Origin of the sequence: Paenibacillus barengoltzii G22, from assembly GCF_000403375.2 — a bacterium.
GTDB lineage: Bacteria > Bacillota > Bacilli > Paenibacillales > Paenibacillaceae > Fontibacillus > Fontibacillus barengoltzii.
The window spans coordinates 638,720-650,571 of the sequence record NZ_KE159652.1 but is presented as its reverse complement, the minus strand read 5'-3'; the positions used below and the strand labels follow the sequence as shown (position 1 = coordinate 650,571).

The following is an 11,852-nucleotide window of genomic DNA, read 5'->3' as shown; positions in this document are numbered from 1 at the left end:
ATCTCGGTATGCTCGAATCCAGGTTCGAATGGTTTCTGGGTGCAGGTCATACGACCGGGCAAGCACCCCCACCTTAATCCCGGACAGAGCTTCTCTTACTACCTTTAAACGAAATTCATCTTTGGCTTTTCCCATAACTGAATCCTCTCCCTTATTTCCATTGTAAATCCTTGTAGGGGAGGACTCCAGTTTATTTAGGGGGCCTTAGGGAAAGTACAGTTCATTCCCGCCCCTTTCCCCGTTTTCCGCCAAATCACCCAACACTAACTGCACTTTTACACTCCAAGGCCGGTAAAAATAGAAAAATGCCGAAGCTGAACTGCACTTTTGCAGTTCGTCTTCGGCATATTCGGCATATACGTGAGCAGCGTGAGGCAGCCGTCCTCAGCTACTTATGCTCCTGCGCCGTCCTTGCGGGGCCGGTGGACTCTCCTGGGACGAGCACGGCGGGCAGCTTGATTTTGTTGGCTGCCGGGCGGTTCTCCATCAGGGCCAGCACGTTCTCCACGGCCAGCTTGCCCATATCTTCTTCGCTCTGCCGCATATGGGTGAAGGCGTAGCCTTCCCCAATGCGGAACTGCGGACTGTCGAAGCAGATGATCGACACGTCCTCAGGAATGCGCAGGCCGAGCCGGGTCACTGCGGCTTTCGCAAGCAGCGCGATGTTGTACTCGATGGCGAAGAAGGCCGTAATCGAAGGATGGGCCTCGAGATGGCGCATAATTTTTTGAATGTCCCGTTCAATGTTGTCATCGTAAAAAGAGTCCGGCAACGTCGACGTCAAATCGCTGATCCAGAGCTCCCGCTCAACAGCGATCCCGCGGCCGGCATGCGCCTGCACGAACCCTTCGATCCGTTCCTCGACGGCCGACGTATCGATCGGCGGCGGGGATAACAGCGAAATGCGGGCGTGCCCGAGGTCAAACAGGTGCTCCGTCGCTTCCTGCGCCGCTTTCACATTGTCGGTAATAATAGAAGCCGCCGCTACGCCCTTCAGCTCCCGGTCGATCAGTACCAGCGGGAAGCGTTCGATCACCAGCTTGAGAATCTCCGCGTTGAAATACTCCCCCTGTGCCGGAAAGACGATCAATCCGTCGACGCCAAGCTGCAGCAGCTTGCGGATCGTTGCTTCCTCGTTCTCCTGAACTCCAAACGTCCGCTTCAGAACGAGAAAACAATCCTGCTCCCGCGCAGCATCCTCCATCCCATAGATCAACCGCGTGCCGTAGCTGCCGGCAAAATCCGTCAGTACCACGCCGATCAGCTTCCCGGCAGCCTCCCTGTCCGTTCTGTTCCCGCTATAGATTCCGTCCATTCGGCCTTGTACCTGTTCTTCCGCGCCTGCGCCCTCAGCTTCGGGGTCCGTCACGAACGAGCCGCGTCCCGGCTTCCGCACGATAATTCCCTCGGCAGCCAGCATTTCTAAAGCTCGCTTGCTCGTAATCCGGCTGACTTGATATTCCTCAGCCAGCTCCTTCTCCGATGGAATCCGGTCTCCCGGTTTATAGCTCTGATCCAGAATTTTCTGTTTGACATCATCAAAAATCTTCTCGTACATCGGCTTTGACGAGGTGGTTTCACTCATGACGTTCCTCCCACGTTCCCTCACACAAGGACATGATATATATTATAATATATCATGATATATAGCTAATGTCGAACTATGTTTGAAAAAGTTTGCAACCGCCCCTCCGCCCAAGCTTCAGCTAAGAGCGAGCCAAGGCCTCCAAGCCCAGCGCGAGAGCGCCGCAAAGCCCAGCTCGATTCCCTAATCCCGGCGGGACAATATACTCATCCATCCCGTCCAAAATGGCTGGTGCGTTCACATATCCGGCCAGGTTCTTCTGAACTTCTTTGCGGATTAACGGGAACAGCTGCGATTGCTGCATGACGCCGCCGCCCATGATGATCTTCTGCGGCGAGAGCATGAGGATGGACCCGGTCACCGCCTGCGCTAAATAGTAGGCTTCGATCGCCCAGGCAGGATGGTCCGGTGTCAGCTCTTGCCCTTTGACCTTCCAGCGCGCTTCAAGACTAGGCCCCGCAGCCATACCTTCCAGACAGTCCCCGTGATATGGACATAGACCGGGGAAATCGTCCTCCGGATGCCGCCGCGGCAGAACATGTCCGCCTTCCGGATGAATCAGTCCATGGACAAGCTTGCCTTCGGTCAGGACTCCAACACCGATCCCGGTCCCCACCGTATAATACACACAGCTGTCCAAGCCCTGAGCAGCCCCCCATTTCGCCTCGCCCAACGCGGCAGCGTTTACGTCCGTATCCCAACCATAGGGAACATCAAAAGCCGCTTTTAACTTGCCAAGCACATCATATCCGTTCCATCCCGGCTTCGGCGTTGTCGTGACATGCCCGTAAGTGGCGCTGTGTGGATTCAAATCCAGCGGACCAAACGAGCCGACGCCAATCGCTTCAACATGTTTATCGCGAAAATAAGCAATCACCCGTTCTAACGTTGGCTCCGGCAGCTCGGTTGGGAAGCTGACCTCGTCCTCGATGGCTCCGTGCTCATTTCCGACACCGCAAACAAACTTCGTTCCTCCGGCCTCAATCGCTCCGATACGCATCAAATCTCCTCCTTTGTTATGATCGGAATATGCTATAATCATAGAAATTCATTCACTAAACAGCTGTATTCTTGGAATCATTTTACTGGTGAAGGAGCATGATCATGTTACCTTTCCTTCAAAACAAATCCATGCACAGCTCTCCTGCAGCACCCAGGAAGTATCTGTGCCGTACAAATCGGAAAATCGGCTTATGTACCCTGACCGTTCTGCTGCTAATCACCTGCGTGAATGGGGCCGGCGCAAAGCCTACCGCTGCGGCATCCCAACCAACCAAGCCTACCGATTCATCGTCGGTTCCCTTCCAAACTGCGAACAACACCAAAAATGCGGAAGTCACCAAGAAGTATCAACTCCCGAAGGGGAAAGGCTTCGTGTACCTCGACGAAGTGATTCCAAATGCCGTATACGATCTCCGCTATTATACCGGCGATAACTTTATCGGGGAGCGAATTGACGGGTACAACGGCCCGTTTGCCATTATAACCCTGCGGGCAGCCCGCGCTTTAAAAAAAGTCAACGACGACTTAGAAAGCCAGGGCTACCGTCTGAAAATCATCGATGCCTATCGGCCGCAGAAGGCAGTGAACCACTTCGCCCGTTGGTCCAAGGACCCGCAGGATACCAGGATGAAGGAACATTTCTATCCCGACGTAGATAAGAAAAACCTATTTAAGCAAGGCTACTTGTCCTCCAAATCCGGCCATTCCCGCGGCAGCACCGTGGACCTGACCATGGTCTACAAAAAGACTGGCGAAGAGGTGGATATGGGCAGCCGGGTTGATTTTCTGGGCCCGATTTCCGCGCATGGCGCGAAAGGGTTAACCAAAGCCCAGCGCGCAGCCCGCTATAATCTCAAGACCGCCATGGTGAAGCAAGGCTTCCAGCCCTATTCGAAAGAATGGTGGCACTATACGCTAAAAGATGAACCTTACCCCTCGACCTATTTTGATTTTGACGTGGAATAGACCTTAAGGCGTTTGGTTAGCCTACCACTTCAACCGATAAATCCCCTTGTTCTCCAAGCCCCGGATCAACGGGGTCCACGCTTCGGATTCCGGGGTCGTAGCCAGCGCGTCCTCTACCATCTGCAGCTTGGCATCCAGCGCATCGATATGGTGGAGGGCAACCGCCTCCGGCGTCTGCGGCTGAACCGGGCTGCCCCATTCCCCCAAGTTGTGGTGGGACAACACCAAATGCTGGAGGGCAAGTACCTTCGGCGAATCCAGCGCGATGCCCAGGCGAATGGCCGCTTCGGTCACCCACTGCGACGCCATCGAAATATGTCCCAGCAGCTTGCCCGGTGTACTATACTCGGACACGATCCCGAGTTCAGCTACCATCTCCTCCGGCTTGGCGATATCGTGCAAAATGATCCCCGCCTTCAGCAGATCCGGGTTCAAGAACGCGCGCTGCGCGCATAGGAAATCGCCGATTTCCAACATCCGTACCATATGGTAGGCCAAGCCGCCGAAATACGCGTGATGATGTGTTTTGGCCGCAGGATAATGGGCCAGCTTCTCCTCCACCTTGCCGACACAAAAGCGGACGATCGCCTGAATATCCGGATCGGCAATATCGTGAATGACGGCCTGAATCGTATGAATCAGCGCTTCCGACGAAATTGGCGCAGAGCGGATAAAATCGGTAAGGCTCACCCCATCCTCCGGCTTGGCCAATCGCATCTGGACGATTTTCACCTGCAGCTTCTCCCGGTAAGTTTGCACGATTCCCCGTACCTTGACCAGCCCCATTGGGAAAAATGTCTCCTTGTCCGTTGACGAGGCATCCCATAATTTTGCCGGGATTTCCCCGGTCGAATCACACAACACGATATCTAAATAATCTTTGGGCGGATTCGCGTTCGTCTGCTTGATCTCCAGCTCCTTCAGCAAATAAAAGCCAATGAATTCATCCTGGTTTCGTAATTGATTAATTTGCGTCACCCATAATTCCTCCAAACCCATGATAGACCCATTATACTATGGGACAGCCAAAACCTCAGCGCATTTTCATGCTCGCCTGTCCGTCCTTCTATAGATAAAAAAAGAACGCCTCCCCGTGAATCTCACGGAGCCAGCGTCCTTTTTCAATTCAACAAATTATCTTCCGGCGTTCTCCAGCGCGTCCTTGACGGCCTCAATCACTTGTGCCGATACGGCTTTTACGCCTTCGGTTTCGCCAAACGCTGCCGGGCGATACCCGTATTTATGCAGGGAACCTGCGGCGGTTGGCGTCTCGATTTCTGCCTTGACAGCTTTCTCGTCGGCGGTTAATTGGTCTTCGGTCTTGATTTTGGCGTTCTCATCCAAATAGAAAACTTCCATTTTGAACGGAATGTTATTTTGTACCGTCACCATCACGTAAACGGACTTGTCCTTGTTAATCCCGGCAAAAATCCCGTTGATATAAGCTGTTTTGTAAGTCTCGCTGATTTCCGCTTTCTTATAGGCATTTTCAACGGCTGCTTTCAGTGCGTTACTGCTGCTGGTAGCCCCAGTGACAGCATCCACTTGAGCTGCTTGCTCTCTCGTTCCGGCATACAACAGATCGCGGGTCAGGATCGGGATCGCTCTAACGACTTCAGCGTAAGCCGAAGCGCCGCGGTCCACCATGTTCACGCCCACACGATACAGCTTCAGGCCAACGATCACGCCATTGCGCAGCGTGACATCGGCACGGTTCGTTCCTTTGTCGTAAGCGTCGCCGTAGGTCGTGTATGTGCCGTCTTTGTAGTTGCCTTGCGTTTTCGACGCGTTATTCAACAGGTCAGCGAACGCTGCTCTGGCCGCGAGGGACAAGTTTTCTTCCCCTACGATTGGCGTCATGTTCGCGCCTTTTTGCGTCAAGCCTTCGGTTAACTGAGCGACAACGGTTTGTTGCTCATCCGTCAGCTTATCGGAGGCGATCAATTTACCGTCTTCGCCAAACAGGAACACTTTTACGTTCGAAATTTGATCCGCCTTGATGTCCGCCAGAACCAGCATTCTCGACTGGTTATCTACACCGGCAAACGTTCCTTCAAAATATTTCGCTTTCCCCGGAACCTTCAACGCTTTCTCAAAAGCACGTTCTACAGCAAGGTTCCAGCTATGGCTGCTCTCGGTGGCGCCGGCAATCGCATCAACGTCATCCTTGTAGTTCTCGATGTACGAGCCGTTCGCGAGCAATTTTGCCGTCATCGGTGCATTCGCTTTGACTACTTCAGCATAGGCTGTGTCGCCGCGGTCGATCAGGTTGGAGCCCAATCTGTACAGCTTCACATCCACCAGCTTGCCGTTGCGGATGTAAATGTCCGCTCTCTCCACCCCTTTATCACGGGCAGAACCATAGGCGGAGTAGAAACCATCGATGTATTTCGAATCATTGTTGACTTTGGCATTTTGCTCCGCATCCCAATACGCTTTTACCGCGGCTTTGAAGTCAGCTTCCTGACCTTTTGCACCCACGGCACTGGTCCCTTTCGCCAGCAGCTCCGCTGCGATCGCTTTCACCAATGTCGCTTGTTCGCTGGTCATATTCGCTTCTTCGATGGCACTGCCGCTCGCGTCAAGCGGATACACTTTCACCGCTGTACGTTTCGTTGCGTCGAAGGTTACAAATACCATGTATTTGCCTTCCGGATCGACACCCATATGCTCGCCGGCAAAATAAGTGACATCCTTTGGCTTCTCCTTCAAGGCTCTTTGGAAGGCACGCTCAACGGACAGCTTCCAGCCCTCACTCGAACGGGTCGCTCCGGACACAATGTCCACTTTAGCAGCCTGCTCTTGCGTTTTGCCAAGCAGATCCGCTTTCATCGTTTCGTAAGCGTTCCAGAGACCGCTGTAGTTGTTGCGAACGTCTCGGTCAATCAGCTTAGGGCTGGTTCTGAGCAGCTCAACCGCAGCGATTTTTCCGTCCTTGATCGTGACTTTGGCCCCTTCGGTCCCTTTGGAATAAGCGTTGCCGTAGGCTACATATACGCCGTCAACATACTTACTTTCCGCAGGTTTGACAGACGGAGTTGTTGTTTTGGCCGGAGTTGTCTGTTTCGTTGTTGTCTTTGCAGGAGTTGTTGTCGTTTTTGTAGTTGTTTTCGTGGTTGTTTTGGTTGTCGTCGACTTACTTGGCGTTGTCGATTTGCTTGGCGTTGTTGTCTTGCTTGGTGTTGTCGACTTACTTGGCGTTGTCGTCTTGCTTGGTGTCGTTGTCTTACTTGGTGTTGTGGTTTTGCTAGGTGTTGATTCTTTGGCAGGGGTTTCCGATTCCGATGCAGCAGACACCACGTCAATGCTGGTCAGCTTGAAACCAGAGGTACCAACCATAAGCGACAAAGACGATAACACCAACGTCGCGCTTACTGTAAGGCTAATCAGCTTTTTCAAATGCAATCCTCTCCCTTGTGATTTTCACCGAGTTACGTAATGCTACATAACCTGCTCGCCTTTCATGGCATGTTCGTTTTGAATTTCGACTGTGCTTAGATCACGAACACGATCAACGTGCTCTAAGCAATCGCGCCCCTCCCTCTTGCACGATGTCTATCCTTTGAACCGACCGGCCTTTGAATTAATGTGAAGAAATTCACATAACCTGTGAAAAAAATTTGCTGGAGCGGTTCCCATTAAATACTAGGTAATTTGACGCAAAAACGCTGTACACAAAATCACATAGCCTGAAAGATATGTCACTTTGTTACGGCTAAACTGATGAAAACAGCCGCCGGGAGATTCCCGACGGCTGCCATACCGCAAGTGTTTGGAAGACGTTACTGCGTGTTACCAATCGCCATCCACGTCATGATTCCGTAGTTGACGCTGGTGTCCTTCAGCTTGGATATCGAGATGGTTGCCGAGCCCGGCGTTTGCTCTTTCAGCGAAGCATAGTACGCAGGGTGATTGGTCATCGCAACGACAACGTAATTCGATGAACCAAACGGCGATTCAAAGTTGATTGTCACCGTTGCCTCTTCCTCTTGAGGCTTCAGCAGGAACGGAACCATGCCAAATTGCAGCTCCGCCGGCTGGCCTGCCAGCGACGTTACCGGAGCAAACCCAAGCTGCTTCACTCCAACGGAACCTGGCTGCAAGTGGCGAGTCCCCACCGCCTCATCCGCTAAGTTGGCGCTGTTGACCGCATTTGCCGCCAAATGGACGTTTTCAACGGACGCTGGCAGCAAATGTTCGGCTCCAACCGCGCCTGCAGCCAAAGCCCCGGCATCCACAGCCCCCGATTGCAGATGTTCACGACCGATGGAAGAAGGCTGGATGTCTTCACCGCTGATCCCTTCCTCAGGCAGCAAACCGTGTTGCTGAATTTCGGTGGACAGATGCCATATATTGACGGCTTCGAGCGCGATATGGTGGGCATTTACTGACGCATCGCTTAAATGCCGGGATTCCACGCTTTCCGCAGCCAGATTCACACTTTGCACGGCGTCCTCGGTCAGGTGATAGCTTTGGACGGACGCCTCCGCCAGTTGATCGCTCTGCACCGCACCTTCCTGCAGATGGCGTGCCCCGACAACGGCTTCGCCCAGATGGTGCTCCGACACAACCCCAGCTGCTAAATGCTCGCCTTGCACTGCGCCATGAGCCAAGTGACGACTTTGAACCGTTCCTTCGGCCAAGTGTACACTTTGCACCGCACCGGCTTGCAGATGATCGCTGCGCACCGCTTGCACGCCCAACGCACCAGGGCCAACCGCTCCGGGTTGCAAATGAGCGCTGGTAATCGACGACGGCTGCAGGTCCTTCCCGCCGATGCCTTCCGCGGGCAAGAGACCGTGCCTCTGCAGCTCCGTCGATAAATGCGAGATACTTACAGCTTCAGGAGCAAGATGCGTGCTGTCGACCACAGCTTCTCCAAGGTGTCGAGACTCCACGCTGCCTTCAGCCAAATGCCCGCCTTGCACTGCGCCTTCAGCAAGGTTCCGGCTTTGGATGGCCCCATCTGCCAGATGATGGTTCAACACGGCACCTGCCTTCAGATGTCCGCTGCCCACCGACTGCTCGCCCAAGGCGATGGCATTCACCGCACCCGCTTGCAGATGTCGGCTCGTAATCGATGCGGCCTGTAAGTCCTCGCCGCTGATTCCCCCTGCCGGCAACAGCCCCTGTTGCTGCAGTTCGGCAGACAAGTGCCCGTAATTCACGGCTTCGGGAGCGAGATGCAAGCTTTCCACCACCGCTTCCCCAAGGTGTTGGGACTCCACGCTGCCTTCAGCCAAATGCTCGCTTTGCACCGCACCTGCAGTCAGGTTCCGGCTTTGCACCGACGCCTCTGCCAGATGGCGATTCAACACGGCGCCGCTCTGCAAGTGACCGCTGTTCACCGCCTGCTCACCGAGAGCTGTGGCATTCACCGCACCGGCTTGCAGATGACGGCTCGTAATTGCCCCGGCCTGCAAGTCATCCCCGTTAATCCCTTCGGGCGGCAGCAGACCTTGCAGTTGCAGCTCTGCGGATAAATGCTCGTAATTCACGGCTTCTAGGGCGAGATGAGCGCCTTCCACCACGGCCTCCCCAAGGTGCCGAGACTCCACGCTGCCCTCGGCTAAATGCTCGCCTTGCACCGCGCCTTCAGCCAAATGTTCACTTTGAACGGACGCCTCCGCCAGATGGCTGCTTTGCACCGCTCCCTCCTGCAGATGCGAGCTGCCAACCGCTTGCTCACCCAGCGCTTCGGAGCCCACCGCACCCGCCTGCAGATGCTGGCTGGTAATCGCTCCTGGCTGCAGCGCCTCCCCATCGATCCCGGCGACAGGCAGCAGCCCGCTTTGACGCAAGGCAGGGGTCATATGGGCAGCGCTGATCGATTCCGGAGCGATGTGGTAAGATCCAATCACCGAGATGCCGAGGTGGCGATCCGTTACACTGCCTTTGGCCAAATGCTCGCTTTGGATCGCCCCTTCAGCCAAATGCCGGCTGTGAACAGACGCTTCCGCCAGGTGACCGCTTTGCACCGCACCTTCCTGTAGGTGTGCGCTGCCAACCGCCTGCTCACCCAGCGCATCCGTATCCACCGCACCGGCTTGCAGGTGCAAGCTGGTGATGGATCCCGCCTGCAAATCCTTGCCGCGGATACCCGCCTCGGGAAGCAATCCGCTCTGCCGCAACTCGGCAGACAGATGACCGGCTTCGATGGCTTCGGCGGCAAGATGGCGGGAGCCCACGGCTGCGTCACTTATGTGGCGTCCCGACACACTGTTTTCTGCCAAATGCTTGCTCTGTACCACCCCAGCGGCCAAGTGATCTGTACCTACCGCGCCTGCGGACAGCGCCTCCGATCCGACGGCCCCGGGGGCTAGATGCCCGGCGTCCACGGCTTGCGCCGCCAGTTTTGGGCCGGTAACACTGCCGTTCGCCAGCTTCGCCGCCGTGACTGCCAGATCTCCCAACTTATCTGTGGTCACACTTTCCGGTGAGAGCTTCAGGCTGGTGACCGCATGATCCTGAAGATGCGGTGAGAAAATGACGCCAACCCCCAGGTGCTCTTCCCGAATCGCACCGGGTGCGATCTGACTGCGGGTGATGGAGCCTGTTGCCAAATGCCGGGTCTGCACAATGCCCGATCCCAAATGGTCAGCTGTGATTTGCTGCGCACCGATAGCGGATTCCGTCACCGCGCCCGGAGCGATCACCCGGCTCGTCACACTGTCTTTTGCCAGTTTGTCAGCCGTTACGCTGCCGGATTGCAAGTGATTCGTCGCCACCGCTTCATCCGCCAGATGCTCCGAGGTCACCTCGGCGGATGCCAGCTTCTGCCGCGTGACCGCCGCATCGGCCAAATGCCATTCCTGCACCGCTTCCGAGCCCAGGTGATCGCTTTGCACCGCCCCTTCTGTCAGGTGCTGGCTCGTAATTGCTCCCCGAGCAAGCTGCTGCGATTGCACGGCCCCTTTGGCTAAGTGCCGGGTCAATACGGCTTCGTCCGCGATTTTTCCCGGCAACACACTTTGATCGGCGATCTTGGACGAAGTCACCGCCTGCTCGATGATATGGGAAGTGCCCACAGACTGGTCGGCCAGCTTCGTGGAGGGAATCGACTTATCGGCGAGATGCCGCGCCTCGATCACTTGGTCAGCGAGATGCTCCTGACCGATACTACCCGGCTGTACATGCTCGCTGCCCACCGCTCCTGACGCAAGATGGTGGGATTCAATCACCATTTCACCTAAATGAGCTGAAGTCACGCTCCCTTCCTGGAGCTGCTCCGCGCCGACACTCGACCAAGCCAGCAGTTCCCGATCGATCATCCCGGGAGCCAAATGCCGCGAAGTTATGCTGTGATCAGCCAGATGACGGCTCTCCACCGCCCCTTCCGCCAGCTTCTCCCCCGTTACGGAGTGGTCGCGCAGCTTCGACGTTGTCACAGCGGCCTCTCCCAGTTTAGAGGTGTCGACTGCTCCGTTCGCCAAATGCTGCGCATTTACAGCACCGCTGCGGATTTTATCTCCCGTAACAGATTGGTCCTGCAAAAGTTCGGACGTTACGATCCATTCCGCCAGATGCCGGCTCTCCACTGCCCCTTCGGCCAGCTTCTCTCCGGTGATCACCCGATCCGCCAGCTTCTCTGGGGTGATGCTGCCATCAACCAGCTTCTCCCCGCTGATCGAGTGATCCCGGATCGCTCGGCCTTCGATCGAACCATCCACCAGATGGCTGCCGTTCACAGAAGAAGGAGCGATTTTCGAAGAAGTGACCGCCCGATCCGCCAGCTTAATGGTCTCCACGGCATAATCGGCGATCCAAGCGGTATCAATCGTTCCTCGCATGATCCGTGATGCATCGATCGTATACGGCGCAATTTTCTCCCCAGTAACAGCCTCATCGATGATATCGTCGGTATAAATAATCCCTTGCTCTTGATGCGGGGCTGCTTTTTCACTGAGCAGTTCCTGCAGCGCCTGGTTCCCGCTATCGCTGCTTCCATGTTCCGTAACTGCCGCAGACTCTATCGCAGCTGATGCTGGCGTGTTCGCCTCTTTCTCTTGTTCCGGCAGCGCGGGCAGTACGGGAGCTGGGCTTTCATGAAGCTCAACCTTCTTGTCTCGGGATCGCAACGATGCCTTTCGTTCCTCAAGCAGCTTAAGCTCGTTGATATTCGGGTTATCTACGTAATAGAGCGATTTCTTTGATCTGCTTGATTTTGATGATTTATGTCTCTTCAAGAGCCGCCCTCTCCTTTGCCAAAATAATAATCTTTGGTATCATATGCGGGGGTTTAGGCTCTTGTCACAGCTTTTCGGCCTGATGCCGCCGCATGCCGCCTCCTGAAAAAGAT

Annotated in this window: 7 protein-coding genes; 1 reads left to right on the top strand and 6 read right to left on the bottom strand. The window is 55.1% G+C overall.

Annotation, left to right across the window (positions count from 1 at the left end; all coding sequences use genetic code 11):
* The 3 genes from C812_RS23050 to C812_RS03110 all read right to left on the bottom strand — a co-directional run.
* Positions 1–135, bottom strand: a 135-nt coding sequence (locus tag C812_RS23050) for a helix-turn-helix domain-containing protein (RefSeq protein WP_016311228.1), incomplete at its 3' end; no start/stop codon positions are given.
* A gap of 253 nt (positions 136–388) precedes the next feature.
* Positions 389–1,585 carry a GntR family transcriptional regulator gene (locus C812_RS03115; RefSeq protein ID WP_016311227.1) on the bottom strand — a complete coding sequence of 399 codons (1,197 nt, stop codon included), beginning with the start codon at positions 1,583–1,585 and terminating at the stop codon, positions 389–391.
* 121 nt (positions 1,586–1,706) lie between these two features.
* A complete protein-coding gene (locus C812_RS03110; protein ID WP_016311226.1) occupies positions 1,707–2,585 on the bottom strand; it encodes an ROK family protein in 879 nt (292 codons plus the stop codon).
* 104 nt (positions 2,586–2,689) lie between these two features.
* Here C812_RS03110 and C812_RS03105 point away from each other — a divergent pair, with 104 nt between their 5' ends.
* Positions 2,690–3,553: a M15 family metallopeptidase gene (locus tag C812_RS03105; RefSeq protein WP_016311225.1), complete on the top strand. Its 864-nt coding sequence runs from the start codon at positions 2,690–2,692 to the stop codon at positions 3,551–3,553.
* Positions 3,554–3,574: 21 nt separating this feature from the next.
* Here the strand turns inward: C812_RS03105 and C812_RS03100 are convergent, their stop codons facing one another.
* The 3 genes from C812_RS03100 to C812_RS21445 form a co-directional block, all read right to left on the bottom strand.
* Entirely contained in the window at positions 3,575–4,531 is a 957-nt protein-coding gene (locus C812_RS03100) for a 3'-5' exoribonuclease YhaM family protein (protein WP_016311224.1), read from the bottom strand.
* A gap of 156 nt (positions 4,532–4,687) precedes the next feature.
* The gene (locus tag C812_RS03095) at positions 4,688–6,952 is read right to left on the bottom strand and encodes an FMN-binding protein (RefSeq protein WP_016311223.1); all 2,265 of its coding nucleotides are present in this window, start codon (positions 6,950–6,952) and stop codon (positions 4,688–4,690) included.
* Between the two features lie 383 nt (positions 6,953–7,335).
* Positions 7,336–11,739 carry a WIAG-tail domain gene (locus C812_RS21445; RefSeq protein WP_016311222.1) on the bottom strand — a complete coding sequence of 1,468 codons (4,404 nt, stop codon included), beginning with the start codon at positions 11,737–11,739 and terminating at the stop codon, positions 7,336–7,338.
* Between the last annotated feature and the right edge of the window lie 113 nt (positions 11,740–11,852).

What these genes read in the sequence shown, in the direction of transcription:
- C812_RS03115 (WP_016311227.1), bottom strand. Translation starts at nt 1,585, where the DNA reads ATGAGTGAAACCACCTCGTCAAAGCCGATGTACGAGAAGATTTTTGAT.
- C812_RS03110 (WP_016311226.1), bottom strand. Translation starts at nt 2,585, where the DNA reads ATGCGTATCGGAGCGATTGAGGCCGGAGGAACGAAGTTTGTTTGCGGT.
- C812_RS03105 (WP_016311225.1), top strand. Translation starts at nt 2,690, where the DNA reads ATGTTACCTTTCCTTCAAAACAAATCCATGCACAGCTCTCCTGCAGCA.